Source organism: Streptomyces sp. NBC_01381 (assembly GCF_026340305.1).
In the GTDB taxonomy this organism is placed as follows: domain Bacteria; phylum Actinomycetota; class Actinomycetes; order Streptomycetales; family Streptomycetaceae; genus Streptomyces.
Window position 1 is genome coordinate 421,366 of record NZ_JAPEPI010000004.1, and the last position, 25,281, is coordinate 446,646.

Genomic DNA, 25,281 nt, shown 5'->3' on the forward strand with positions numbered 1-25,281 from the left:
CTATGAAGCAGAAGCGGGGAGTAGTCCCCACTTCCTGCCCGGGACGATAACATCAGACCGGGGAGCACTCCCCACTTGGTGCTGCCCACTTGGTGGTCCCCACTCGGCGGCCCCTACTTCGTACGGAGGATGACGACGATGGCCGACGAGTCGCACCACGCAACGCCTCCGCGGCGACGCGACGCGCGGCGCAATCGGGAACTCCTGGTCGGGGCTGCCCGCGAGGTGTTCACCGAGCTGGGGCTCGAAGCGCCGCTGGACGTGATCGCCCGCCGGGCGGGCGTGGGAAACGCGACGCTCTACCGGAACTTCCCCACCCGAGAGGCCCTCATCGACGCCGTGTTCCACGACGTCCTGACGGACACCATGGCCGCCGGCGAACAGGCGAGGGCCGCGGCGGACGCCTGGTCGGCGCTGAACGGCTACCTTCAGGCGGTCTTCGTCACCCTGGCTGCCGACCGCGGCACCAACGACCTCATGACCACGCACCTGCGGGGCGTCGAGGCGCTGGAGGCCGTCCATGCCCACAATCGCCAGACGGTGGACGTCCTGCTGAGCCGCGGCCGCGAGCAGGGCACGGTGCGCGCCGACGTCACCACCGAAGACGTCCTGTTCTCGCTCGCCGCCCTCGGCCGCGCCATCCCCGCCCTGACCGCCGCGACCACGCCCGAGGCCTGGCGCCGCCCCCTGGCCCTGTTCCTCGACGGCCTGCACGCCTCACCGGCCACGCCGCCCCTCCCTGGCTCGGCTCTGACCGCCGCCCAACTCGGTTACGTCCTTGAGGACTTGGGCCCGCATCGCATGCCTCGTAAAGGATTGACGGGCGAATGACCGGCGTTGGTAGCTGAGTTGTCACGGATCCGACCAGTAAGGTCGGCAGACATGGCAGCAGAGTCACCGGCGCAGACCGTGCAACGCTTGTTCCCGCTGCTCGCCGAGGGGAAGAGTGCGGAGGCGGCGGCCCTGTTCGCCGACTCGGTGTCGTTCTCGATCCCGCACCCGCCGGGCATTCCGTGGGTACCGGAGGTCGACTCGGCAGAGGGCATGCGGGCGTTCTTCGAACTGCTGCGGACCCACGTGCAGGCCAAGGAGTTCGACCTCCGCCAGGTCATCGCCGAGGGCGACGACGTGGTGCTCATCGGGCGCATGGTCTCCGAGGTCAAGAAGACGGGTCGGGACATCGACACCGCGTTCGCCCTGCACACCACGGTCCGGGACGGACGGATCACCCGCTACCACCTCTACGAGGACAGCTACGCCGTTGCCAGGGCCTACTTCGACGACTGATCGTCAGGCGGGCTCGCTGAGACTTGGCTCGCCCGCGCTGTTCTGCCGACGGCTAATCCCGGCCCGGCCGGGCTCGGCGATCACTACCGTCCAGTCTCATGACGACGATGACGACGATTACGACGCACACGGTCGAGTACCCGGCCGACGGCCTGACGATGATCGGGCGCCTCGCGCTCCCCGCCGGTGCCGACCGCAGGCCCGCGGTCCTGATCGGGCCCGAGGGGCCGGGCCTGAACGACTTCCAGCGCAGCCGGGCCGACGCCCTGGCCGAACTGGGATACGTGGCCCTGGCCTTCGACATCAACGGCGGGCGCTGGTTCACCGACCCACAGGAGATGCTGGCGCACGTGACGCCGCTACTCGCCGACACCGACCGGATGCGGGGCATCGGCCATGCGGCACTCGACGTACTGCGCGCCGAGCCGCGCACCGACCCCGACCGGATCGCCGCCATCGGCTACGGCACCGGGGGCGCGATCGCGCTGGAACTTGGCCGCGACGGGGTCGACCTGCGGGTGATCGGGACGGTCAACGCACTGACCACGGGCCGACCGGGGGAGGCGGCGCGCATCCGTTGCCCCGTGTGGGCCGGGGTCGGATCGGAGGACCCGATCATGCCCGCCGAGCAACGGGACGCCTTCGCCGCCGAGATGCAGGCCGCGGGCGTCGACTGGCGCCTCATGGTCTACGGCGGAGCCCTGCACGCCTTCCACCACCCGCCGGTCGACCACGAGCAGACCGTGCTCCCCGGCGTCGGCCACCACCCGCGGCACGCGCAGCGAGCCTGGCACGACGTCGTCGGCCTGCTCGCCGAGTGTCTGCCCGTAAGTTGCCCTTAGGTGGAGACCGCGCCAGAGGCCGGCGGTCAGGCTAAGCCGTGGTGACCCGGTCCAGCCGTTCACGCAGGTTCGCGGCGAACTCCTCGGCCCGCGCCAGTTGCGTACGCAGCTTCTCCATCTGCTCGGACGCGCTCAGCTCGTAGGCGCGCACACGCTCCAGCAGGGCTTCCCGCTCACCGGCCGCCAGTTCCTCACCGGAGTCGAGGCGGTCGGTGGCGTCCAGCAGGTCGCGCATCTGGTCCAGGGTGAAGCCGAGCGGCTTCATGCGGCGAATGACCATGAGGCGGGCGACGTCGGCCTCGGTGTAGAGGCGGAAGCCGCCTTGGGAGCGGGCGGAGGGGATGACCAGGCCGGTCTCCTCGTAGTGCCGGATGGTGCGCAGCGAAAGCTCGGTCCGCGTGGCGACCTCGCCGATCTGCATGTGCTCGCCGCTCACTACGTGGACACCTTTCTCTCCTGTCGCCAAGGCCGCAGGCGGCCGCCGGCCGACGTCGATCTCTACCGTAACGTTAGGGTAGAGTACGGGGTCGTCGGGGTCGGCTCCAAGCTGCCCCGCGCCACGGTGCGGGTCGGACCGACCCCCTCACCGCCAGCCGTGTCGGGGCCGATGATGCCCCCGGCGAAGACCGATGCCTGCAGGAGAGAGCGCGTGCGCATGCCCCAGACGCCCAGCGCCGCCGCCTGCCCGCCGTGAACGTTCGCCCCTGAAGCAGCCGCGCACACTCCTGCCCGCGCCCGCTGTGCCTTCTGACTTCGGCCCGCACCCGTACGTGGGCTTCGCAGATGGCCACCCCGGCCATCCGGCGCCTTCCGCACGCCCCCGACGACGGCCGGGTGTGCCCGAGCACGACAGGTACCCGTCTTGTCCACGTCCGCACTGTCCCCGGCCGCGCGCCTGCGTGGCCTGCGCCCCGACTGGCTGAACGACCCGAAGGTCTGGCGCACCGAGATCCTGGGCGGCCTCGTCGTCGCTCTCGCACTGATCCCCGAGGCGATCTCCTTCTCCATCATCGCCGGAGTCGACCCCGCCATCGGCCTGTTCGCCTCGTTCACCATGGCCGTCACCATTTCGATCGTCGGCGGGCGCCGCGCGATGATCTCCGCAGCCACCGGCGCCGTCGCCCTGGTCATCGCCCCGCTCAACCGCGAACACGGCCTGGGCTACCTGGTCGCGGCGGTCATCCTTGCCGGTGTCTTCCAGATCGTCCTCGGAGCGCTCGGCGTCGCCAGGCTGATGCGGTTCGTACCCCGCTCGGTGATGGTCGGTTTCGTCAACTCCCTCGCCATTCTCGTCTTCGTGGCCCAGGTCCCGGAAATGCACGACGTGCCGTGGCCCGTCTACCCGCTGCTCGCCGGCGGCCTCGCACTCATGGTGTTCTTCCCGAAGGTCACCAAGTCGATCCCGGCGCCGCTCGTCTCCATCGTCATCCTCACCGTGATCACGGTCGCCGCGGGCATCGCGGTGCCCACGGTCGGCGACAAGGGTGAGCTGCCGTCGTCACTGCCGGTGCCGGGCCTGCCCGACGTGCCCTTCACCATGGACACCCTCACCACCATCGCGCCGTACGCCCTCGCCATGGCGCTGGTCGGTCTGATGGAGTCGCTGATGACGGCCAAGCTGGTCGACGAGATCACCGACACCCACTCCTCGAAGACCCGCGAGTCCATCGGCCAGGGCATCGCCAACATCGTCACGGGATTCTTCGGCGGCATGGGCGGCTGCGCCATGATCGGCCAGACGATGATCAACGTGAAGGTGTCCGGCGCGCGCACCCGCCTGTCCACCTTCCTGGCGGGGGCGTTCCTGATGGTGCTGTGCATCGTCTTCGGGCCGGTCGTCTCCGACATCCCCATGGCCGCTCTCGTCGCCGTGATGGTCATGGTGTCCTTCGCGACCTTCGACTGGCACTCCATCGCCCCCAAGACCCTCAAGCGGATGCCCGCGGGGGAGATCGCCGTCATGGTCGTCACGGTTGTCTGTGTGGTCGCCACCGGCAATCTCGCCATCGGCGTCGTCGTCGGCTCTCTCACCGCGATGGTCATCTTCGCCAAGCGCGTGGCTCACCTCGCCAACGTCACCTCAGTCACCGACCCCGACGGCGACAGCGTGGTCTACTCCGTGACCGGCGAGCTGTTCTTCGCCTCGTCCAACGACCTCGTCGGCCAGTTCAACTACGCCACCGACCCCGACAAGGTCGTCATCGACCTGACGGCGGCCCACATCTGGGACGCCTCGTCCGTGGCCGCGCTGGACGCCATCGAGACGAAGTACGCCCAGCGCGGCAAGAAGGTCGAGATCATCGGCCTGAACAGCCCGAGCGCCCAGATCCACGAAAAGCTCAGCGGCGAACTCACGGGCAGCAAATGACCGATGCCCCGGGCTGGCTGGCCACTGCCGCCTGGTCTTATTGGCGGTCGTCTTCTACGGCGCGGCGACGGTGGCCGAGGTCATCGTGTACGTCGTGCCGCGCGCCGAGAACGGCGCGGTACGGGTGCTCGATGCCACGCTGGGCCGCGTGCCGTTCGTCCCGCTGTGGTGCGTGAGTCCGCTCGCGCTGGTGCGGGAGGGCGACACGGCGTACTACCGGGCGCGCGTGGACCGGCGTATCGAGATACTTCCGGGGCGTGGGCGTGGGTTATGTCCTGAGCGTCGCGTCGGAGCTACCTGCGGATCGCCCCGATCGGGCCTCTTCTCCCGCCCCCTCCGCCCGCTCCGTCAGCACACGGACGAGATGCTCCCCGACTTGATAGGCAAGTGAGTGTTTGCCTATCCTGGGGTCGTGGCCGACGACCTTTTCAAAGCCTTGGCCGACCCCACCCGCCGCATCATCCTCGACGAGCTCACGGAGAAGTCCGGACAGACACTGTTCGAGATCTGCTCGCGGCTGAGCATGAAGCATCAGCTGGGCATCTCGCGCCAGGGGGTCTCCCAGCACCTTGCCGTGCTGGAGGCCGCCGGGCTCGTCGAGACCAGGCGGGAGGGCCGCTACAAGTTCCACGACCTGAACACGGCCCCGCTGCGGCAGATCGCCGAGCGATGGCCCGCGCCCGATCCCCCCGGACCGCAGGAGAGCACTCCATGAAGATCCACATGACCAGCGTCTTCGTCGACGACCAGGCCAAGGCCCTGAGCTTCTACACCGAGGTCCTCGGCTTTGTGAAGAAGTACGACGTCCCGCTGGGCGAGAAGGACCGGTGGCTGACCGTCGTATCGCCCGACGAGCCCGGCGGCACCGAACTCCTCCTGGAGCCCGCCGGTCACCCGGCCGTCAAGACGTACCGCGACGCGCTCGTCCAGGACGGCATCCCGCTCGCCCAGTTCGCCGTCGACGACGTGCGGGCCGAGTACGAGCGCCTGCACGGCCTCGGTGTCCGCTTCACCCAGGAGCCCCTGGAGATGGGCCCCGTCACCACCGCCGTCTTCGACGACACCTGCGGCAACCTGATCCAGATCGCGACGCAGCCGCAGTAGCCGCCCGGCTCAGTCGGTGCCCGGGCCGTAGTGCGCGGCGATGTCTTTGGAGGAGGCCCACCGGCTGGAGGCGGGTTCCTGCGGCCAGCCGTCGGGCGAGTCCTGCCACTCCTCCTGCCGACCGTATGGCAACAGGTCGATCAGCGGGAAGGTGTGGCTGAGCTGCTCGGCTCCACGGCCGGTGGTGTGCCAGGTGCGATAGACGGTGTCGCCGTCGCGCAGAAACACATTGAAGGCGAATCCTCCACCGGGCGGTGCGCCGACATCCGTTCCGAACGGGCTGTTCGCGGTGGAATACCAGGTCATTTTGTTCCCGACCCGTCGCTTGTAGGCGAGTGCCTCGTCGATCGGGCCCTGGGTGACGATGACGAACCGGGCATCGTAATTGTCCAGGAATTCCAACCGGGTGAACTGCGAGGTGAGCCCCGTGCAGCCCGGGCACTGCCATTGCTCGCCGGGAAACCACATGTGGTTGTAGACGATCAGCTGCGGCTTGCCTTCGAAGATGTCCGCCAGCCGAATCGGTCCGCCCTCGCCCTCAAGGGTGTAGTCGGGCATCTTGACCATCGGCAGACGGCGGCGCTGCGCGGCGATCGCGTCGAGTTCCCGTGTCGCGGCCTTCTCCCGAATGCGCAGGGCATCGAGCTCGTGCTGCCAGGTGTCGGCGTCGGCGACGGGAGGTAGTGCGTTTGCGCTCATGGTCCCTCACTGATCCTGTGTACGGCTTGCGGTGTGTGGGTGTAGACCCCGCCCGTTCGTCGAACTCATCGGTGGCAGGTCATTCCCGTCGCTGTCCCCTGCACGGCAGGCGCATGCGGGAGGTCCGGGTCAGCCGAGTGCCGTCGGTGTGAGGCATCATGCTGGCATGAATGATCATCGGGGGCATTACCAGCATCATGCTCAGCAACAGACACCGCACGGCGGGCAGGCGCCACCAGCACCACATCCCTACGCGCGGCAGACGCCGTACGCACACCAAACGCCCTACGGGCAACCCGCGCCTTATGGGCAACCCGCACCTTACGGAGATCCGCCGGCGTACGGAGACCCGTCGGCGTACGGAGACCCGTCGGCGTACGGAGACCCGTCGGCGTACGGAGACCCGCCGGCGTACGGAACGCCGAACTCCCCAGCCTCGACGCCCCCTTCAGGGCAGAACCCGTCGAGCCGGCTGCCGGCCCTGGCAGGGGACGCGCGCCGGTACCTCGCAGTGACCGTCGACCTGATAGTCGCCCTGTACGGCGCGGTGGCAATCGCCGGCCTGGTCCCGGAGTCCAGCCCGTGGTGGACCCTGTACGCCCTCATACCGGCGGTGTCCTTCACCAATCAGTGCGTCCTGACGCTGCTGTTCCGCGGCAGTGTCGGCAAGCTGCTCTTCGGCATCCGCGTGATGCGTGCCGCCGACGCGGGTCGCCCCGGCCCGATCCGTGCCCTGAACCGCTGGCTCGCCGGACTGTGCTGGCTTCCGCTGCAGCCCTGGTACTGGCTCCGGGAGAACTTCGGCGGCAGTACGGAGAACTCGGTGAAGAAGAGCTGGACCGGCGAGCTCTACGACACGGACATCGCCGGACTCCGCGCCGTACGCCGTAAGGACCTCGCCGCCTGGCAGCGGGGTCACTGAACCCTGTAGACCCGCAGCTTCGAGGGCCCGCCGCCCTTCCCGGGCAGCGGGCCGTCCCGTCCCGGCCCCCGGCAGAAGGCTGAAAGCCACTCAACCACCCTGTGGGCGGGCAACCTTCGCGCACACCGCCCGGGTCCCTCCCGTCGATCGTCATCAACGAGCGAGAGGGACGGCACATGGCAACCCGCACGATGAGATTCGGCTTGGCGGCCACGGCGGCGGCAGCAGCCATGACGGCGTCGTCATTCGCAGCGCCCGCCGTGGCGGACCCCGCTGCTGCCTCCGCCCTCGCCCCTGACAGAGACCGCCACCGGTCGACCCAGCAGGCCATGGACGCCGCCGTCAAGGACGGCGTGCCCGGAGTGACCGGCCAGGCGATGGACAAGTACGGGACCTGGAACGGCACTTCGGGCGTCGGAAACCTGAAGACCCAGCAGCCGCGCGGCGCCAAGGACCGCTACCGCGTCGCCAGCACCACCAAGACCTTCGTGTCGACCGTGCTGCTCCAGCTGGAGGCGGAGGGGGAGATCCGGCTCGACGACACCGTCGAGCGGTGGCTGCCCGGCGTCGTCCACGGGCATGGCCATGACGGCGGCAAGATCACCGTACGCCAACTCCTCAACCACACCAGCGGTATCTACAACTGGACCCTGGACCCGGAGATCCAACGGACGCTGTTCGGCAAGGAGTTCCTCAAACACCGCCATCGCACCTGGACCCCCGAGCAGCAGGTGCGGATCGCCATGCGCCATGAGCCGAGATTCGCGCCGGGCCAGGGCTGGAACTACTCCGACACCAACTACATCGTGGCCGGAATGATCATCAAGAAGGTCACCGGCCAGTCGTACGGGGACGAGATCCGCCGGCGCATCATCGAGCCACTCGACCTGAAGGCCACGAGCCTGCCCGGTACCGACTCGCAGTTGCCGCAGCCGAGCAGCCGGGCCTACTCGACATTGCGGGACCCGGAAGGGAAGAAGACGTACGACGTCACCGAGTACAACCCGTCCGTCGCCGGCACGGCGGGCGAGATGATCTCCGACTCGGCGGATCTGAACCGCTTCTTCACGGCACTGATGCGCGGCAAGCTGCTGCCGAAGCAGCAGCTTGCCGAGATGATGACGACCGTCCCGATGGACGAGGAGAACCCAGACCTCCGTTACGGCCTCGGCCTCCGCCGGTCCAAGGCGAGTTGCGGCAAGGAAGTCTGGGCACACGGCGGCAGCTTCCACGGCACGGTCGCGGTCGGCGCGACGACCCGCGACGGCAGCCACGCACTGGCGGCCAACTTCAACGGCGAATGGGCCGGCGACATCGAGGCCGTCATCGACGCCGAGTTCTGCGGCAAGTGAGCCCGGCGGAAAGCGCTGCTGCCGAGGTGCGCCAGATCAGCGCCCAGCGGGCGGGCGGGGCGTCGCGGAGCGGTACGTAGGCGACGTCCCGGCCGGGCGAAGTACCGGGTGGCCTGGAGGTGGACCGGTGAGACGGCCTTGCCGGTGGACAGGATGGGCAGCATCTCCAGGAAGTCGCGGGCGGTCGGCCCGGCCGGGACGGGACGGCCGGCGGGAGTGTGCGTCGGCACCATGGCCGCACGCCAGTACGCGGGTGCGGCGCCGCCGATGGTGACCTGGTCGGCGAGATCCTCGAGGGGCGCCTACCCCTGGCGCGCCAACGGGTGGTTGGAGGAGACGGCGAGCACGACCGGTTCGACGTGGATGGCGGGACCCACCGTCAGTTCGGGCTCCTGGATGGGGGACCACACCATGACGAGATCGAGGTCTCCGGCCCGAAGCCCGGCGTACGGGTCGGAGAAGCCGATGGAGCGGATCTGCGCTTCCACCCTGGGGCGGACGGCGGCGTACGCGTCGAAGTAGGGCCGCAGGTCGTCCACATTGGCGGCAATCATGCCCACGCGCAGTACGACGTGCGTCCCCCGGGCCGCCTGCTCGGCGCGCCGCAGGCTCTCTTGGATCTGGCGGTGGGCCGCTCCCAGGTCGTTGATCAGGAAGGGGTGATGTGCAGTCGCTGCGTGGTTCTCCCGAAGTGCAGCTCTTCGGCGAGCACCACCAGAATCTCGATGTCCCGCAACTCCACAGCGCCCCCTTCATCCGCCCGTTCGGCGACGCGTCACGCTACCTCTCGGCAGCCGGGACCGTGAAGCTGGTCGGCCCTCGTCCATCCACTGGCGCGTTCGGCCCGCACCATTCACCCCGCCAGCTCCGCCAGCCACGGATGCCCGGGGTGGATGAGTTCGAGCCATCCGCTCAGGGCACCCCGTCGCGTCCGGCCAAGCAGCGGCAGCACCCCGTCGAAGTCCGCCTGATCCTTGGGACGTAGCGCCTTCGCCTTGAACAGCAGCACCAACTCCGGTACCAGATACGGGACTCCGTCCGGCGTTCGCTCGATGATCGCGTCGTACGGCAGACGCAACTTCTCGTCCCTCCGGCAGATCCACGTCCCGCCCTCGTGCGGCTCGCGGAAGACGTCGAACAGGAACTGCCCGCTCGCCGGATCGCGCAGCCAGGTCTGATGCGTGGCCGCCAGCACTTCCGCTCCCGCCTCCGGCCAGACCCGCCCTGAACCGACCGCGTCAAACACGTACTCGGGGAAGCGGTCCCGAATCTCCGGGAACTCCGCCGCGGGCACCGCGATCTCCAGATCGCCGTGCGGCCGCGACTCTTCCCCGCGGAACAGATCCAGCGCCCACCCCGCCGCGATGAACCAGGGCGTACCGACCCCGTCCAGGCGCTCCGCGACGCGTTCCGGACGCCAGGCGTCCCCCCAACGGGCCTTCAGCTCGTCCACGGTGAGCACATCGCCGCCGGGCGGCAGGGATTCGGACATCGGCACAACCTACGCGGAACGCCGGTTGCCGTCGTCGTCGCAGGGCAGGTCCGCGGCCTCGTGGTGGGCGAGGAAGTCGCGGGTGGCCTGCCGTTCGACCTCTGTGATCGCGGTGGGTTCGACATTGATGACGCCGCCGAAGGGCCGGTCGACGTCACGGATGATGCACAGCGTCGTCGTCAGGAGCGCGGTGATCACGGTGAGCACGATGAGCTGGCCGCGGTTGTTCCTGCGGGGCAGGCAGACGGCGAGGGCCACGACGGTGATGGTGAGGGTGGCGAGCAGGAACCAGAAGATGGCGCTCGGGATGCTGGCAGTGGCCTGCGTGAGGCGTTCCTCGCGTTCGTCGGCCCGTTTGTTGTCGGCGGCGATCAGCATGCCGAAGACGGGCTTGCCTTCCACGTCCCGGAAGGAATGGCGGAGGTCGGTCGACCAGACGCTGGGTGCGGCCGACCCACTGCCGTCGTCGGCCATGGCGGGCCATTCCTGGGCGCTCACGGCACGTGCGTAACACACGGCGTCCGCCTGGATCCGTTCCCGCTCTGACGCCGGTGTGTACTCGGCGATCTCGGTGAGCTGGTCGAGCGCGCGGGCCTCACCGCGCGAGGCGACCTCGGCCTTGCCGTAGGAGCCGGATGCGGTCACCAGCACGAAGGCCAGCAGCAGGACGGTCAGTGTCAGCGACGGGCCGACGAGGTCCTTGACGGCCATGCCGGCGTCGTCGTCGCTCATCAGCCGTGGTCGCAGGAACCGGTTCGCCGCAAGACCTGCGAGCAGAGCGACCACAGCGACGACGATAACGAGGACCACGGATACCTCCTGAGCAGGCGAAAGACCCCGCCGCTGCGGAATCCGCCGTGATCATGACCTGCTCTGCGACGCCCGAAAGCCCGGGCACGTTCGATTGCCTCGTACGAGCGAAACGCTTGCGCGGGAAAGCCTCCCTGCCGGCTACGCCTGGGCGAGCCACAGGTCCGGGCCGAACACCTCATAGGTACGTCGGTGAGGTCGACGCGTCCGGTGCGGTGGCCGGAGTCGGGGTCCTCGTACCAGAAGTGGGCCGTGGCGGCGGGGAGTTTGGCCGTGAGTGCCTCGTGGTCGGCGCGCAGTGCATGGTCGCCGGGGGCGCGGTCGGCGTGCACGACCGTCACGGGGCCCGGGTGCCCCGTGGCAACGAGCTGCTCGAGCATGGCCAGCATGGGCGTGCAGCCGATGCCCGCGGAGGCGAGCAGCAGGGGCGCGTCGCCGGGCTCGAGGACGAGGTCGCCGTAGGGCGCCGAGACCCGCAGCTGGTCGCCCTGCCGGACGTGCGTGTGCAGGTGGTGTGAGACCTCTCCGTCGGGGTCGCCACCTGTGCCCGTGACCTGCTTGACGGCGATCGCACGGGTCGTGGCGGACGGCGCGCCGGTGAGGCTGTACTGGCGTATCTGCCGTGCGCCGTCGGCCAGTTGGACCTGCACGGAGACGTACTGCCCGGCCCTGAACGCGGGCGCCGGGTGACCGTCGGCCGGGCGCAGCAGGAACGACGCGACATGGGGCGTCTCCTCGGTGCGGGCCACCACCTCCCACTGGCGCCACACATCACCGTCGGCCACGCCCTGCTCCGCGTACAGCCGCGTCTCGATCGCGATCAGGGCGTTCGCCATCAGCCAGTACACCTCGTCCCAGGCGGCGGCGACCTCGGGCGTGACCGCGTCGCCGAGCACCTCGGCGATGGCCTCGAACAGGTGCCGGTGCACGAGGGGGTACTGGTCGGCCCGCACGCCGAGCGATGCGTGCTTGTGTGCGATGCGGTTCAGCATCACGTCGGGCCGCTCGTCGGGGTGCTCGACCAGATACGTGGCGAAGGCGGCGATGGATCCCGCGAGCGCCTGGCGCTGTGTGCCGGCGGCCTGGTTGCCGCGGTTGAACAGGTCGCGCAGCAACTCGGGCCGGGCCGCGAACAGCTTCCCGTAGAAGCGTTCGGTGATGTCCTCGATGGCGGCGCCGACGGCGGGAAGCGTGGCGCGGACGACGGCGGCCGAAGACTCGGTGAGCATCAACGGGCCCCTTAATGTGCATGTGAGATTCGTATTAAGCGGTACGCGGCGGCGCGGGCCGTCGGCGGCGGTGGTGGTGGTGCGGTCAGTCCGCCCGGGGCGTGGCGGAGAGTGTGACCAGCAGCGGGCCGGTCGGCGCCTTGGTGAGATCGCTGAGGGTCAGCGGATCGAGCGCGGCGAAGAACGCCTCCTGCGCCTGGCGCAGCGCGCCGCGCAGCCGGCAGGCGGAGCGCAGTGGGCACGGTGTCGTGCCCTCGCAGTCCACGACATCCCCGGGCCCTTCAAGTTCCCGCACGAGACCGCCGGCCGAGGCGTGGCGTCCGGCTGCGGTGAGCGCAAGCCCGCCGCCCCGGCCGCGACGCGCCTCGACCAGTCCCATGTGCTGCAACTTGGCGACGACCTTCGCGGTGTGCGTGTACGGCACGTCCATGGCGGCGGCGACCTCGCGCGTGGTGGGCAGTTCGCCCTCTTCGACGGAGAGGCGCATCAGCACGCGCAGAGCCAGATCCGTGAACCGTGTCAGCCGCATGAGGGCAAGCTATTAAAGTTGCATCTGAAAGGCAAGTTATCGCCTGGCGGGGGAGCCGGCAGGTCAGGCGTAGATCTGGGCGTAGAGGTCCTGGATCTCTTCGGTGGTGGGTACGACGGGGTTGTTCGCGGGGGAGCCGGAGGCCAAGGCCTGCTGCGCCATGAGGGGTGTCACGCGGTTCCAGGCGTCCTGGTCGATGCCGTGGTCGCGAGGGCTGGGGACGTGCAGGTCGCGGCAGAGGCTGTGCAGGGCATCGACGAACTTGGCGGCCGCGGTGGCATCGCCGTCCGCGGGCGTCGCGGCCTGCAGGGCGCGGGCGCAGTCGGCGTACCGCGCGGTCGCCGCATGGAGGGAGAAGGCGGTCACGGCAGGGAAGAGCATGGCGTTCGACAGGCCGTGGGCGACGTGGAAGTGCGCGCCGATCGGGCGGCTCATGCCGTGGACGAGGGCCACGCCGGAGTTGGAGAACGCGATGCCGGCCTGCGTCGCGGCGAGCATCATCGCCCCGCGGGCCCGGATGTCGCCGCCGTCGGCGTAGGCGTGGCGCAGATGGCGGCCGATGGTGGCGATCGCGGTGAGGGCGAGGCTGTCGGAGAAGGGGTTGGCCTTGCGGCTGACGTACGCCTCGACGGCGTGCGTCAGGGCGTCGATGCCGGTGTCGGCGGTCAGCCGCGGCGGCATGGACAGGGCCAACTCGACGTCGAGGACGGCGGCGAGCGGCAGGAACGCCGGGCCCAGGCAGAGCATCTTCTCCTGGGTGGCGCTGTCGGTGATGACGGTGACCTGGGTTGCTTCCGATCCGCTGCCGGCGGTGGTGGGGACCGCGATGACGGGGAGCGCGGGGCCGAGGTTGACGCATGGCGCCTTGTAGTCGCGCATCTGGCCGCCCTGGGCGCCGAGCAGGGCCAGGGCCTTGGCGGTGTCCATCGGGCTGCCGCCGCCGAACCCGATCACCGAGTCCGCCTCGTGGTCGTGCAGCGCCCGCAGTCCAGGGGAAAGGGCGTCGGTCGTCGGGTCGGGCACCGTGCCGGAGAACAGCCGCGGACGCAGCCCGGCCTTCTGCAGTGTCGCCAGCATGCGTTCCGCCGCGCCCGTCTGCTCCAGGAACGCGTCGGTGACCAGGAGGGGCCGGCTCAGCCCCAACCCCGTGATGACGTCGCCCAGTTCGTCGGTGGCGCCGCGGCCGACGCGCATGATCCTTGGCAGGGACGGGCTGGCAACCATGCAGACCTCGCGACGTTGGGAGGAAGGGGGGAGGAGGAGAGGAGGAGAGGAGGAGAGGAGGAGAGGCGCCTGGGGCAGACGAGTTGGCCGGGTCTGTTCGACTGTGCCCCCTGCGCCGGTGTGCGTTCAATCGCCAATGACGCACACACGGTGTGCACTTATGCAGATACGTTGCTCTCGTGTGCCCCTGTCCACGTCCCGAGCCGGCTGCGAGCGAGCCGACCCTGCCCGTGCAGTCCGGCCGTGCGGAGGTCGATCCGCGCAAGCTGCGCGCGGACGATCTTCGCCACCTTCTCGCGGTCGCCCGTACGGGACGTCTGGTCTCGGCGGCCGACGCGCTGGGCGTCGACCACACCACCGTCTCCCGCCGGATCGCCGCGCTGGAGAAGAGTCTTGGCGTGCGTCTGATGGAACGGGGCGCCGAAGGGTGGGTCCTGACGGATGCGGGCAGGGCCGTCTCGGAGGACGCACGGGCGATCGAGGAGGCGCTGGCCCGGGTCGCCGACGCGGTCTCCGGCCAGGAGGCGCCGTCGCTGCACGGCACGGTGCGGGTGTGCGCCCCCGACGGCTTCGGCACGGTCTTCGCCACGCCCGCGCTGGCCCGCGTCCGCCGGGACCATCCCCGGCTGCAGGTCGAACTGATCACGGCGACACGGCAGTTGGCCCTGCACCCGTCCGGTTTCGATCTCGCCCTGGCCATCGGCAGGCCGCCGGGCAACCGCCTGGTGACCGAACACCTCAGGCACTACACGCTGGGCCTGTACGCCAGCGACGAGTACCTCGCCCGGTGCGGATCCCCCAGGACACGCGCCGACCTGGGGGAGCATGCGCTGATCTTCTACATCGAGTCGATGCTTCAGGTCGGCGATCTCGACATCGAACGCCATCTGCCGGGTGCCGCCCCCGCGTTCTCCTCCACGAACGTCTTCGCCCAGCCAGAGGCCACCCGCCTGGGCGCCGGCATCGGCGTACTGCCGGCTTTCCTGGCCCACCGGGCGCAGCTGCTGCGGCTGCTTGCCCACGAGGTCGACATCCGGCTGCCCATCACCCTGGCCCTGCGGCGTGAGGCGGTCACCCACCCCGCCGTACGGGCCGTGCGTGCAGCCCTGCGACAGGAAGTCGCCGACCACGGCGCGGAACTGCTCCCGGAGCGTGCGGGCAAGACTCCTGGGCGCGGCAGGGACTCGGCCTAGCCCTTCGAGTCCGGCTTCCAGTCCTGCGCGAACAGCCCGAGCAGCACCTCGTCCAGGAACTCGCCCAACACCCAGGCCGAGGAGCGCAGTACGCCAGGGTGTCGCCCTCCAGCTCCATCACGGAGAACTGGACGATTCCCTGGTTCGTGTCGTCCACCACGAGGCGCGGATCCTTCGAGTCGGGCGTGATCGGCCGCCACGGCGAGCCTTCGGCCCGCGAGCCGTTGACCACGTCGTCGTAGAGCTCGGTCCGCAGAACCGGGATGTCGTCGCAGAGTTCAGGTCTCCTTCACCGTGAGCGCCGGCGTCAGTGTCAGTGGCCGTGTTTAGGGTTGTGACATGAGTTCCTCCCTGAGTGTGTACCTGCTCGATGTGACCGCGACTCGCGCCCTGGTCGGTTCCCGCGACGGCGAGCTGCTCGCGGTGATACGCGACAGCTTCGGCGACCAACTGGCCCATGCCGACTCCGAGTTCGCCCATGCGATTCGGAACGGCGCACCCACCGCGTTCGAGGCGCTGACAGCGGTTGTGGACGGCGGGCCCTTCAGCGACGACAAGAACCACGCCTTCCAATATGGCTACGCCTACCAGCGGGTGTGTGATCTGACGGGTTCGTTCCTGGACAACTCCTGCTTCACTCCGCACCGGGGCAGCTGGCTGTCCGACGTGGACGAAGGACTGACCGCCCTGGGCATCACGGCGGTGTCGGTGGCGGACTTCGATTACGGCTCGCTGCCCGAACCCCTGCCGTGGACGGACACCCCGAGCTGCGGCGAGTGGACACACGAACAGTGCGTACGGGCGCTGGAGCAGTTCGAGGCGACCAAGCAGGCTGTCGATGCCTCGGGTCAGGCCCCGCCCCTGGAGCCCGAGATCGTCGAGGCCGTCATGCAGTGCCTGGGGTGGCTGCGGCATGCGGCGGAACGGCCCGGGTTCGGCGTCATCGGCTTCCGCTTCTGAGCATCTCCCGTGGCTCAGCGTCCGGTGGCGCCGTCGATGAGTTCGCGGATGATGTCGGCGTGCCCCGCGTGGCGGCCGGTCTCCTCGATCATGTGGGTGAGTGCCCAGCGAACGCTCGGCGACGGGCGGCCTGAACGCCCCGGACGGGGGAGCGGTGCGCCGAGATCGGCACAGGCGTCGAGAACCTCGTTCGCGCGGTCGACGGTTGCCCGGTAGCGCGCGACGACGTCGGCGACGCTGTCCGCAGGGTCCGGCTGGAGCGTCGCCTGCCAGTCAGCGACCCTTTCGCCGAGGAACGTCGCGCTCTCGACGGCGATCAGATGGCTGAGCAGTCCGAGCAGGCTCGTGCCCGACGGCACTGCTGCCGCCCGGGCTTGAGGTTCTGCGGCTCCGTCGACTTTGGCGGCGATCGAGGCGCGCAGATAGTCGAGGAATCCGCGCAGGACGTCAGACTCGCTGTTCGCCGTGCGGGGCGGCGGGGTGTCATTGCGACGGGCGGCAGTGGGCACGGCCTGCTCCTTCTCGTGGGGTGCTCGCTCTTGTGAGGCGCTCGCTCGTGTGGAGTGCTCGCTGGTGTGGGGTGCCTGGCGGGGCGGTGTCACTCGCTCCGGAGGATGAGCAGAACGTGGTCGATGACCTCGGCGGTGCGCCCGTCGGGGCCGACCGCGGTGCGACGTGGCGCATCCGCGCGTTCGACCGTCCACTGCGCGGGAGAGAGGCGCATCAGCGCCGCGACCTCCTGAGGAGTCGGATAGTGGACGTCCGGGTCCTGATTCCACGACCACGGCGCAGTCGACCCGTGATCGACGACCAGGAGTCGCCCGCCGGGACGCAGCAGGTGCGCCGCGGAGCGGAGGATGCCGGCCCTGTCTTGCCCGTAGGGAGTGTGGAAGTAGTGGGCGGTGACCAGATCGAAGTGCAGTCCGGGCAGTGAGGCGCGAACGTCGTGCTGCTTGGCGGTGATCCGGTCACTGAGGCCGCGCGTGCGGGCCAGCCGGGCGAGCCGCGTCGCCGCCACGGCCGAGACGTCGAGGGCGGTGACCCGCCAGCCCCGGCTCGCGAGCCACAGTGCGTCGCCCCCGCCACCGCATCCGAGGTCCAGCACGTCGCCCGGGGGCAGTTCGGTGACTGTCTCGACGAGGCGGGCGTTCGGCTGCGGGTCAGCAGACGCCGGCCGCTCCGCGTACACCTTGTCCCAGTACGTTGCCGCGTCAGAGGTCTCCATGGCGTTCCTTCCGCTCGGTTTCCGTGGGGCCAGTCTCAGTCGACGTGTCGCAATGTGGCGTCGCTCCTTGCCGTTTCGGCAAGCTGGCCCCATGGACCCTGCAATGGAAGAAGTGCTTGACGCGGTCGGACCGCGGCTGCGGGCGGTGCGGCTGGCGCGCGGTATCACCCTGGCTGATCTGTCCGCGACCACCGGAGTGTCGGAAAGCACCCTGTCCCGCCTGGAGAGCGGCCGGCGCCGGGCAACCCTTGAACTGTTGCTGCATCTGTCCCATGCGTACGACATCCCGCTGGACGATCTCGCGGGCGCCCCGCGCGCCGGCGACCCCCGAATCCACCTGAAGCCGATCCGGCGGTTCGGCATGACCTTCGTGCCCCTGTCCCGGCGGCCGGGCGGAACACAAGCCTTCAAGATGCTCATTCCGGCACGGCCGGAGCCACTCGAACCGACATTGCAGACGCACGAGGGCTTCGAATGGGTCTACGTACTCAATGGCACTCTGCGACTGGTGGTCGGAGAACGCGATCTGACGGTGAAAGCGGACAATGTCGCCGAGTGGGATACGTCTTTGCCGCATTGGCTGGGAAGCGCGGACGGCGGAGCGGTGGAACTTCTCGTCCTGTTCGACATGCAGGGTCCGCGCGCCCAGGCTCGCGGATGACGGGCCTGAGGGGGCGCGCCAAGGAGCATGAACGTGTCTGGTGAGCGGCTCGAGTTGGAGTGGTTGCGAGGCTGGTGCGAGCAGACGTCCGCGGTGCTCGGGCTCTTGATGTCGTCGTTTCTCAGTACCCATGGCTTCCCACCGGACGAGAACGCCATCATCCTCGCGACAGATGAGAGCCACGAGGCGACGGACGCACTCGTGGACCTGACGCCGATCCCCTCCGACCTGACCACCCTTTACTGGGTGGTTCGCGAGATCTCCTGGCCCGATGTCGAGAACGGATACTTCATTCACCCAGCATCGACGGTCGCCACGCACTTCCGCGAGTACGGCGCCGTCCAGGTCGACGACGAATCGCCTGGCATCGTGTTCGCCAGCGATGGTGGCGGCCATCTCTTCGCGGTGGCAGGCAGTGGACGAGTCTGGAGGTCGACCACGGCTTCCTGGTTCCACGATTTCGAGGTCGCCGCAGCATCCATCCAGGAATTCCTTGAACAGATCGGCCGACGGGTCGCCGACAGCCGGAACTGACCAGACTCTCGATCGCCCCGCTCGCGACTTCCGGCACGGATACGGTGACCGTGTGGATCAGGATGAAGTGCTACGTCACGCCTCGTCGTTCGGCGCAGCGGCCGTCGCCTACGCCGAGCACCGCCCGGACTACGCGCAGGCCGCGGTGCGTTGGGCGCTCGACCCCGCGCCCGGCCCGCGCGTGCTCGACCTGGGCGCCGGAACCGGCAAGCTGACCGCAACGCTGGTCGCGCTGGGTGTCGAAGCCATCGCGGTGGAGCCCGACCCGGCCATGCTGACCGAGCTGCGCCGCTCGCTGCCGGGCGTCCGTGCCGTGTCGGGCAGTGCCGAGTCGATCCCGCTGCCGGACGCGTCCGTCGATGCCGTGCTGGCGGGTAACGCCATGCATTGGTTCGACATGGCCGTCGCGGGACCGGAGATCGCCAGGGTCCTCGCACCCGGCGGCATTCTGGCCGGCCTGTGGAACCTCATGGACGACAACGTCGAGTGGATTGCCGGGCTCGCACGGGTCAGCGGCAGCGCGGCCATCGGCCCACGTGACACGCCCGCCAGTTGGCGCGCCGAGACGGCCGGCATGCACCTGCCGAAGAGGACCGGCATGGCCGCCCGTTTCGGCTCGCCGGAGCAGGCCGAGTTCCCGCACGGGCAGCGCCGCACCGCCGATTCTCTCGTCGCGACCATCGCGACGCGCGCGGGGATGCTGGTCATGCCGGGACAGGAACAAGAGGCCACGCTGGCCCGGATCCGCGGATTCCTCGCCGGCACACCGGAGACCGCCCGCGGGGAGTTCACCCTGCCGATGCTGACGGGTGTGCTGCGCGCCCGGAAGCTGTGAAGGCCCCTGCGGACCATTAAGTGGTGGCGTACTGCAGGGCCTTGCCGCACTGTGGTCCGGGCCGACGGCAACCGCATCGTCACATAGGGGAGACAGACGCATGAGCACGCCACCATCGCCACCGGCAGCGGAGCGGCCTGACGGATCAACCGTCCAGATCGGCGCTCTCGTTCCGCTGACCCGCCCTGGCTGGGCCGAGGCGGGCCAACACCTGCTCGCTGGAGTCGAGTTGGCCGTACGCGATGTCAATGAAGCCGGAGGGATCCTCGGAAAGCCAGTCGAGCTGGTGGTCCGGGACACGGCAGCTGATCCGGAGAGGGCCGCGGCGGCCGTCGACGAATTGGCTCGCCTGGGCGTGGCCGCCTTGGCGGGGGAGTACCACAGCGTCGTCGCCCGTGCCGCTGCCGCCAGGGCCGACGCCCTCGGCCTGCCGTTCCTCTGCTCGTCAGCGGTGCTCGACGCGCTCACCGACGAACCGACGGAATGGGTGGCGCGCCTCGCCCCGCCACAGTCCCGCGGCTGGAAGATCTACGCGGACTTCCTCCTCCGCACCGGCCACAGCCGCATCGCAGTAGCAACGCAGCCGAGCGTCTACTGGGCCACTGGGACCCGCATCCTGCGGGACCACCTCGCTCCACGCGGCGGCACCGTCACCGAACTCGACATGAGCGCGCTCGACCCGACGGCCCTGTGCGACGAACTCGTCGCTCATCGCGCGACAGCCCTTCTCCTCCTGGTCGGCCACCCGGAGCCGGCAGTGCCGATCGTCAAGTCCGTCCGCCGCGACCAGCGCCTCGCCGAGATCATGATCGGCGCTCCCGCCGGGCAACCGGAGTTCGCCGAATGGGCGACCTTGCTGGGCGACGACGGCGCCGCGATCCCGTTCTTGCGCTACCTGCCAGAGAGCCTCACCCCACTCGGCGTACGAGTCGAGAAGGCCCTGCGCGAACAGCTGGCCGAAGCACCCTCCTTCGTCGCCTTCGAGGGCTACGACACGATCGCCGTCCTCGCGGACGTGCTGCGTACTCATGGCGTGAACCGGGCACGCACTGCGGAATCCTGGCCGCACGTCGCAGTCGAAGGCACCCGCGGCCAGATCCAGTTCTCGCGCACGCCAGGCATCAGCGTGTGGCAATGGGATCGGCCGCCCATCCAAGTCGTTGACCGAGATCCGGCGGAACCCGATCGCTTTCGGATCCTTCACGCGGGCTGAGAGTCTCGCGTGGCGCACCGGATGTTCGCGAAGGCCGAACTCCCGCCGGGCGATGAGGTTCGTATATTCGGGGAGTGACGGATACAGGAGAGGCCTCGCCCACACCGGCCGGCGCTGCAGGGCGGCACGTGCGCGTGCCGCCGGTCAACGCCGCGGCAGCTGAGGTCCTTGCCCAGTGGGCGGCAGCCGACGCCGATGTCACCCTGGACGCCACGCATCTGGACCTTTCAGGGGCCGACCTGTCCGGCGCCGACTTGTGCAGCGCGCTGTTCTGCCCGTCGACCGCCCGCGGCACCCTGCTGCGGAAAGCGGATCTTTACCGGGCGAACCTCGGCTGGTCGGACCTCACCGGCGCGGTGCTGACCGGGGCCTGCCTGGTCAAGGCCGAGCTGACCGAGACCGTGCTGCGCGATGCCGACCTGACGGGAGCCAACCTCGGCAGCGCGGACCTGTACGCGGTCGATGCCCGCGGAGCGCGGCTCAGGGAAGCGCGCCTCGACGGCGCCTCGCTGCTCGGCGCCACTCGGCTGGAAGGCGCCGACCTGACCGGAGCCGGCGTGGCCCGCACGAGTTTCCAGGTCGTCCTCGACGAACGCACCGAGCTCCGGGGTCTGCACGGCAGCATCTTCGGGCCCGCCTTCGTCGCCGACCACGCCGACCACGCCGACCACGCCGACCGACGCCAACTGGCCGGTCTGGAACTCGAGTTGTGGCTCGCTGATCGAGGCGCAACGGTGGAGGTCCTCAACTCGCCCGCAGACACCACGACGTACTACGCGCGCATCTGTGAGGAGTTCCCGCGCAGCAATCCGGCAGGCATCGTGCGCCGCCGTCGGGCCGGAACCACCGTCCGCGACGACGCCTTCACCCGAAACCTGCGCTGGGAACCGACGGAGTACCTGCGCCGCTACGCACTCGGCCACAACGACGTCGACCACGTCGAGATCACACCGGCAGAAGCCGATGCCTTCGTTCACCGCATCACCCGAAAGCACAGGGCGGAGGACTGAACCGGCGACGGCAGCACGCCCAGGAACCAACAGTCACCGGCGGCCTGCTCAGCCCTGGTCGGCACGTAGGCTGGCGGCCGAACGTACGACGGAAGAGGGAGGCGGCGTCGGATGGGCGGAGATGTTCTGCGCTGGAGCGAATACCGCAGCATGCCGTGGAAGAACGGCGGCGGTACGACCCGGGAGGTCGCGTCGGGCGCCGTACAGGCGCCGCTCGCTTCGGCGGAGCCCGCGGACGGCTTCGACTGGCGGGTGAGCATCGCGGACGTGGATGCGGGAGGCCCCTTCTCCTCCTTTCCCGGAATCGACCGCGTGATCACCCTGGTCGAGGGCGAAGGCATGGTGCTGACCGTGGACGGGACCCCGCAATCGGTCGGGCCGTTGAGCCCCTTCGCCTTCTCCGGCGACGCGGTGACGGACTGCCGGCTGGAGGCGGGCGCGGTGCGCGACATGAATGTGATGACCCGCAGGGGCCGGGCTACGGCACGGGTGCGGATGGTCACCGTCGCCGCCGCACAGGATGCGGAGATGGCGTGCGCCGAGGGCGAGACCCTGCTCGTCATGACCGCCACCGAGGGGATCGCCGTCGGCGGAGCGGACGGGCGGGAGACCGCGCTCGGCCGTCTCGACTGCGTACGCCACGAGGGCCCGGGGGCGCTGACGCTACGGGGAGACGGCTCGGTGGCCGAGATCAGGATCACCGCGGCGCTGACGGTTGGCGGCTCCCACGAGTGGTGACGAGACGAAACGTCTTGTATAGTGCGGGCATGGCTTTCTTCTACTTTCTCTGAGTCCGGGCACGGCCGACGACGCCGTTTCTGCTGCCCGTAGACCCTTCGCATTCCCAGGGAAAGTCACATGCGCGAACGCGCCTATACCGCTGTGCCCGCTGCCGTGGCGCAGCTGTCCGTCAAAGACGTCACCAAGTCCTACGGCACCCGGATCATCCTCGACCAGGTCAATTTCACCGTCCGCCCGGGCGAGAAGGCCGCCGTCATCGGCGAGAACGGCTCCGGCAAGTCCACCTTGCTGCGGCTCCTCGCCGCTGCCGAGGTGCCGGACGCCGGAGAGATCACCGTCAGTTTCTCCGGAGGCATCGGCCACCTCGCCCAGACCCTCGACCTCGACCCCCACTGCACCGTGCAGGACGCCGTCGATCTCGCGCTGGCCGAACTGCGCGACATGGAGCGGCAGTTGCGCACGGCCGAGGAGCACCTCGGCGAGGCATCGCAAGAGGAACTCGCCGCGTACGGCGAGCTGCTGATCGCGTACGAGGAACGCGGCGGATACGAGGCGGACGTCCGCGTGGACGCCGCCCTGCACGGGCTCGGGCTCGCCGGGATCACCCGAGAGCGCGTGCTCGGTTCGCTCTCCGGCGGCGAGCAGTCGCGGCTCGCACTCGCCTGCGTGCCGGCCGCAGCCCCAGAACTGCTGCTCCTGGACGAGCCGACGAACCACCTCGACGCGGCGGCCGTGCACTGGCTCGAGGAGCACCTGCGCGCGCACCGCGGCACCGTCGTCGCGGTCACCCACGACCGCGGCTTCCTGGAACGCACCGCCACCACGATCCTCGAGGTCGACCGGGATGCCCGCACGGTGCACCGGTACGGCGACGGCTGGGCCGGCCACCGCACCGCGAAGGCCGGCGCCCGACGCCGCGCGGAACAGGAATACGCCACCTGGCTCGAGGAGGTGGCCCGCGCAGAGGATCTGCTTGAGGCCGCCGGGAAGCGACTGGCCACCACCGGCAAGGACCCACAGCAGGGCTTCGGCAAGCACCGCCGCTCGCATGAGGCAAAGCTCGGCGGGCAGGTGCGCTCCGTCCGGGAGCGGCTGGCCCACCTGCGGCGCAACCCGGTGGCGGCGCCACCCGAACCGCTGCGGTTCACGGCGGCGCTGACGGCGGCGGGCGCCACGCATTCAGGGAAGGACCCTTCCCAAAGCGCTCGTCTTCGCTCAAGCGGCAGCGGACAAGGACAACCCATTGCCGAGCTCGACGGCGTAAGCGTCGGCGAGCGGCTGCGTCTGCACGGGCTCCTCACGATTGCGCCCGGGCAGCGGCTGCTGGTCACGGGCGAGAACGGGGCAGGCAAGACGACACTGCTGCGCGTCCTGGCGGGCGACCTCCAGCCGGACACAGGGGCGGTGCGCCGACCGGCACGCATCGGGTATCTGGCGCAGGAGCTGCCCGCGCGCTCCACACGGCTCCCGCTGCTCGCCGCCTACGCGGCCGGACATCCCGGGCCGCCGGAGGAGTACGCCGATCAGCTGCTGGCGCTGGGGCTGTTCCGTGAGCAGGATCTGGACGTCCCGGTCGCGCTGCTGTCCGCGGGGCAGCAGCGGCGCCTGCAGATCGCGAGGCTGGTGACCCGGCCCGCGGACCTTCTCGTACTCGACGAGCCGACGAACCACATCGCGCTCGACCTGGTCGAGGACCTGGAGGCGGCGCTCGCGGCGTACCCGGGGGCGGTGGTCACGGTCTCGCACGACCGCGACTTCCGCGAGCGCTTCCCGGGTGAGCGGCTGGAGCTGCGCCGTGGCCGCAGATGCTGACCCTCGCACGCGAGCGTCCCTCCATGAACAGCTCTTCCATGAACAGCTCCTGCATGGACTGCCTGCACGCCCGCCTCGACCTGCCGCTGTGCGGCTGCGAACGGATCCGCCGGGGGCCATGTGGCCCCCTATACGGGACTTGGCGTGCGGCTGCGCTCCGTGGGGCCTGAGGTGACCCTGGCCACCCATGAGCGGTTCGAACAGGCGGTGACCGCCCACGGACTCGGCTTCCGGGCCCTGCCCGTCGATCTGCGCCAGGAGTTGGCCTCGCAGGTCGGCCAAGGGCTGGCCCGAGCGGTCAGCCCGCCCGTGGCCATGGCGCGAGTGACACGTATGGCACGGTCGTTCATGCCCCGGCTGACCCGCGGCGTCGCAGACGCCGTACGGCAAGGCGCCGACGTTGTGCCGAGTTCCACGGTCACCGACCCCGTGCTCACCGGTGGCCGCTCATTCGGATCGCACGGCAACCGCCTTGCCGCCTACGCCCTGTGGGCCGGCACCGACCACACCTTCGCCCCCGCCGTCGGCGCCCTGCGCCGCGAACTGGGGCTGCCGCGCCGGAGGTTCGGCGGCATGCCGGGCCTGCCACGCGGGCGCAGTGTCCTGCACGGCTTCAGCCCGCGGATCGTCCCCCGCCCGACGGACTGGCCCCAAGGACACGAGGTCTGCGGCTACTGGTGGCCCCAACCTCCACCCGGCTGGGAGCCCGACCAGCGGCTGCTGGACTTCCTCGACGCGGGCCCGCCACCGGTCTTCGCCGGCTTCGGCAGCTTCGTCACCGCCGACGTCGAACGGCTGAGCACCCTGCTCGCCGACGCCATGCGCCGCGCGAGAGTACGCGGCATCATCCAGGCCGGCTGGAGCGGCCTGCACGCTGACCCCGTCCCGGTCCAGCTGGACCAGCACTTCTGGGCCCCGGGACATCGCCGCCGCCCTCGCCCGCGAAGACGGCACACGCCAAGTCCTCACGGCCATCGAGCGGCTCGCCCCTTCCGGCAGCAACATCCCTTGACGACGGTATCCGCAACTCCCCAAATCCCTGGCGCTATTGGGCCTCCAACCATTGCGGTACGGCCCTACCGCAATGGTTTACGGCGAATGTCAAACCTGGATGTGACGCCAGTGGTCTGTGCATTCCGTAGTTTCGGTGGCGACCAGTTCCGTACGTGTGGACGGGAATCAGCGCGCACGGACGGAACAGAAAGCACGGAACAGAAATGGGGGATACGAGAATGCTGA

General features: G+C 69.6%; 29 protein-coding genes and 2 pseudogenes. 19 read left to right on the plus strand and 12 right to left on the minus strand.

Annotated elements, in window-relative coordinates; all coding sequences use genetic code 11:
* Window positions 1-138 precede the first annotated feature (138 nt).
* From OG453_RS43240 to OG453_RS43250, 3 genes are all read left to right on the plus strand, one after another.
* The gene (locus OG453_RS43240) at window positions 139-831 is read left to right on the plus strand and encodes a TetR/AcrR family transcriptional regulator (RefSeq protein WP_266874294.1); all 693 of its coding nucleotides are present in this window, start codon (window positions 139-141) and stop codon (window positions 829-831) included.
* Window positions 832-882: 51 nt separating this feature from the next.
* A complete protein-coding gene (locus OG453_RS43245; protein WP_266874295.1) occupies window positions 883-1,287 on the plus strand; it encodes a nuclear transport factor 2 family protein in 405 nt (134 codons plus the stop codon).
* A 107-nt stretch (window positions 1,288-1,394) separates the two neighbouring features.
* A complete protein-coding gene (locus OG453_RS43250) occupies window positions 1,395-2,129 on the plus strand; it encodes a dienelactone hydrolase family protein (protein WP_266874371.1) in 735 nt (244 codons plus the stop codon).
* Window positions 2,130-2,160: 31 nt separating this feature from the next.
* Here OG453_RS43250 and OG453_RS43255 read toward each other — a convergent pair whose 3' ends face one another.
* On the minus strand, window positions 2,161-2,565 hold the full coding sequence (locus tag OG453_RS43255; RefSeq protein ID WP_266874296.1) for a MerR family transcriptional regulator: 405 nt from the start codon (window positions 2,563-2,565) through the stop codon (window positions 2,161-2,163).
* Window positions 2,566-2,991: 426 nt separating this feature from the next.
* On the opposite strand from OG453_RS43255, the gene OG453_RS43260 reads away from it, so the two are divergent.
* Genes OG453_RS43260 through OG453_RS43275 form a run of 4 tightly spaced genes read left to right on the plus strand, consistent with a single transcriptional unit; the run spans window position 2,992 to window position 5,601 of the window.
* On the plus strand, window positions 2,992-4,497 hold the full coding sequence (locus tag OG453_RS43260) for a SulP family inorganic anion transporter (protein ID WP_266874297.1): 1,506 nt from the start codon (window positions 2,992-2,994) through the stop codon (window positions 4,495-4,497).
* Window positions 4,498-4,537: 40 nt separating this feature from the next.
* Complete coding sequence (locus tag OG453_RS43265) at window positions 4,538-4,888, plus strand: hypothetical protein (protein ID WP_266874298.1); 351 nt, start codon at window positions 4,538-4,540, stop codon at window positions 4,886-4,888.
* Window positions 4,889-4,909: 21 nt separating this feature from the next.
* Window positions 4,910-5,212, plus strand: coding sequence for a helix-turn-helix transcriptional regulator (locus OG453_RS43270; protein ID WP_266874299.1), 303 nt, complete (start codon window positions 4,910-4,912; stop codon window positions 5,210-5,212).
* Window positions 5,209-5,601: a VOC family protein gene (locus OG453_RS43275; protein WP_266874300.1), complete on the plus strand. Its 393-nt coding sequence runs from the start codon at window positions 5,209-5,211 to the stop codon at window positions 5,599-5,601. The genes OG453_RS43270 and OG453_RS43275 overlap by 4 nt, the downstream gene beginning before the upstream one ends.
* 9 nt (window positions 5,602-5,610) lie before the next feature.
* Here OG453_RS43275 and OG453_RS43280 read toward each other — a convergent pair whose 3' ends face one another.
* Window positions 5,611-6,300 carry a DUF899 family protein gene (locus OG453_RS43280; RefSeq protein ID WP_266874302.1) on the minus strand — a complete coding sequence of 230 codons (690 nt, stop codon included), beginning with the start codon at window positions 6,298-6,300 and terminating at the stop codon, window positions 5,611-5,613.
* A 166-nt stretch (window positions 6,301-6,466) separates the two neighbouring features.
* Between OG453_RS43280 and OG453_RS43285 the strand changes: the two genes are divergently transcribed.
* Window positions 6,467-7,222, plus strand: coding sequence for an RDD family protein (locus OG453_RS43285; RefSeq protein ID WP_266874303.1), 756 nt, complete (start codon window positions 6,467-6,469; stop codon window positions 7,220-7,222).
* A gap of 176 nt (window positions 7,223-7,398) precedes the next feature.
* The gene (locus OG453_RS43290; protein WP_266874304.1) at window positions 7,399-8,574 is read left to right on the plus strand and encodes a serine hydrolase; all 1,176 of its coding nucleotides are present in this window, start codon (window positions 7,399-7,401) and stop codon (window positions 8,572-8,574) included.
* Between the two features lie 302 nt (window positions 8,575-8,876).
* Here the strand turns inward: OG453_RS43290 and OG453_RS43295 are convergent, their stop codons facing one another.
* From OG453_RS43295 to OG453_RS43325, 7 genes and pseudogenes are all read right to left on the minus strand, one after another.
* Window positions 8,877-9,134 carry a LysR substrate-binding domain-containing protein gene (locus tag OG453_RS43295; protein ID WP_266874305.1) on the minus strand — a complete coding sequence of 86 codons (258 nt, stop codon included), beginning with the start codon at window positions 9,132-9,134 and terminating at the stop codon, window positions 8,877-8,879.
* Between the two features lie 89 nt (window positions 9,135-9,223).
* Window positions 9,224-9,316, minus strand: coding sequence for a LysR family transcriptional regulator (locus tag OG453_RS43300; protein ID WP_266874306.1), 93 nt, complete (start codon window positions 9,314-9,316; stop codon window positions 9,224-9,226).
* Window positions 9,317-9,427: 111 nt separating this feature from the next.
* Complete coding sequence (locus OG453_RS43305; RefSeq protein ID WP_266874307.1) at window positions 9,428-10,066, minus strand: hypothetical protein; 639 nt, start codon at window positions 10,064-10,066, stop codon at window positions 9,428-9,430.
* A gap of 9 nt (window positions 10,067-10,075) precedes the next feature.
* A complete protein-coding gene (locus OG453_RS43310; protein WP_266874308.1) occupies window positions 10,076-10,852 on the minus strand; it encodes a hypothetical protein in 777 nt (258 codons plus the stop codon).
* Between the two features lie 218 nt (window positions 10,853-11,070).
* Window positions 11,071-12,105, minus strand: a pseudogene (locus OG453_RS43315) (globin domain-containing protein); the annotation flags it as partial.
* An 85-nt stretch (window positions 12,106-12,190) separates the two neighbouring features.
* On the minus strand, window positions 12,191-12,634 hold the full coding sequence (locus OG453_RS43320; protein WP_266874310.1) for an Rrf2 family transcriptional regulator: 444 nt from the start codon (window positions 12,632-12,634) through the stop codon (window positions 12,191-12,193).
* Window positions 12,635-12,697: 63 nt separating this feature from the next.
* Complete coding sequence (locus tag OG453_RS43325) at window positions 12,698-13,828, minus strand: iron-containing alcohol dehydrogenase (protein WP_266874311.1); 1,131 nt, start codon at window positions 13,826-13,828, stop codon at window positions 12,698-12,700.
* 260 nt (window positions 13,829-14,088) lie between these two features.
* Between OG453_RS43325 and OG453_RS43330 the strand changes: the two genes are divergently transcribed.
* Complete coding sequence (locus OG453_RS43330) at window positions 14,089-15,051, plus strand: LysR family transcriptional regulator (protein WP_266874312.1); 963 nt, start codon at window positions 14,089-14,091, stop codon at window positions 15,049-15,051.
* Here the strand turns inward: OG453_RS43330 and OG453_RS43335 are convergent.
* Window positions 15,048-15,316 (minus strand): annotated as a pseudogene (locus OG453_RS43335) (hypothetical protein). The gene OG453_RS43330 and the pseudogene OG453_RS43335 overlap by 4 nt on opposite strands.
* A 74-nt stretch (window positions 15,317-15,390) precedes the next feature.
* On the opposite strand from OG453_RS43335, the gene OG453_RS43340 reads away from it, so the two are divergent.
* Window positions 15,391-16,011, plus strand: a complete 621-nt coding sequence (locus OG453_RS43340; RefSeq protein ID WP_266874313.1) for a hypothetical protein — start codon at window positions 15,391-15,393, stop codon at window positions 16,009-16,011.
* Window positions 16,012-16,025: 14 nt separating this feature from the next.
* On the opposite strand, the gene OG453_RS43345 is transcribed toward OG453_RS43340, so the two are convergent.
* Together OG453_RS43345 and OG453_RS43350 are read right to left on the minus strand one after the other, a co-directional pair.
* A complete protein-coding gene (locus tag OG453_RS43345) occupies window positions 16,026-16,520 on the minus strand; it encodes a DinB family protein (RefSeq protein ID WP_266874314.1) in 495 nt (164 codons plus the stop codon).
* An 89-nt stretch (window positions 16,521-16,609) separates the two neighbouring features.
* On the minus strand, window positions 16,610-17,236 hold the full coding sequence (locus OG453_RS43350) for a bifunctional 2-polyprenyl-6-hydroxyphenol methylase/3-demethylubiquinol 3-O-methyltransferase UbiG (RefSeq protein ID WP_266874315.1): 627 nt from the start codon (window positions 17,234-17,236) through the stop codon (window positions 16,610-16,612).
* Between the two features lie 91 nt (window positions 17,237-17,327).
* Here OG453_RS43350 and OG453_RS43355 point away from each other — a divergent pair, with 91 nt between their 5' ends.
* The 8 genes from OG453_RS43355 (at window position 17,328) to OG453_RS43390 (ending at window position 25,281) form a co-directional block, all read left to right on the plus strand.
* Window positions 17,328-17,897, plus strand: a complete 570-nt coding sequence (locus OG453_RS43355) for a helix-turn-helix domain-containing protein (protein WP_266874316.1) — start codon at window positions 17,328-17,330, stop codon at window positions 17,895-17,897.
* Window positions 17,898-17,924: 27 nt separating this feature from the next.
* A complete protein-coding gene (locus OG453_RS43360) occupies window positions 17,925-18,431 on the plus strand; it encodes a hypothetical protein (protein WP_266874317.1) in 507 nt (168 codons plus the stop codon).
* 52 nt (window positions 18,432-18,483) lie between these two features.
* On the plus strand, window positions 18,484-19,266 hold the full coding sequence (locus OG453_RS43365) for a class I SAM-dependent methyltransferase (RefSeq protein WP_266874318.1): 783 nt from the start codon (window positions 18,484-18,486) through the stop codon (window positions 19,264-19,266).
* 100 nt (window positions 19,267-19,366) lie between these two features.
* Complete coding sequence (locus tag OG453_RS43370) at window positions 19,367-20,479, plus strand: ABC transporter substrate-binding protein (protein ID WP_266874319.1); 1,113 nt, start codon at window positions 19,367-19,369, stop codon at window positions 20,477-20,479.
* Between the two features lie 74 nt (window positions 20,480-20,553).
* Window positions 20,554-21,489: a pentapeptide repeat-containing protein gene (locus tag OG453_RS43375; RefSeq protein ID WP_266874320.1), complete on the plus strand. Its 936-nt coding sequence runs from the start codon at window positions 20,554-20,556 to the stop codon at window positions 21,487-21,489.
* A 111-nt stretch (window positions 21,490-21,600) separates the two neighbouring features.
* Window positions 21,601-22,227 (plus strand): HutD family protein, encoded by a 627-nt coding sequence (locus tag OG453_RS43380; protein WP_266874321.1) that lies wholly within the window; start codon window positions 21,601-21,603, stop codon window positions 22,225-22,227.
* Window positions 22,228-22,347: 120 nt separating this feature from the next.
* The gene (locus tag OG453_RS43385; protein ID WP_266874322.1) at window positions 22,348-24,042 is read left to right on the plus strand and encodes an ABC-F family ATP-binding cassette domain-containing protein; all 1,695 of its coding nucleotides are present in this window, start codon (window positions 22,348-22,350) and stop codon (window positions 24,040-24,042) included.
* Between the two features lie 120 nt (window positions 24,043-24,162).
* Window positions 24,163-25,281: a hypothetical protein gene (locus OG453_RS43390; protein ID WP_266874323.1), complete on the plus strand. Its 1,119-nt coding sequence runs from the start codon at window positions 24,163-24,165 to the stop codon at window positions 25,279-25,281.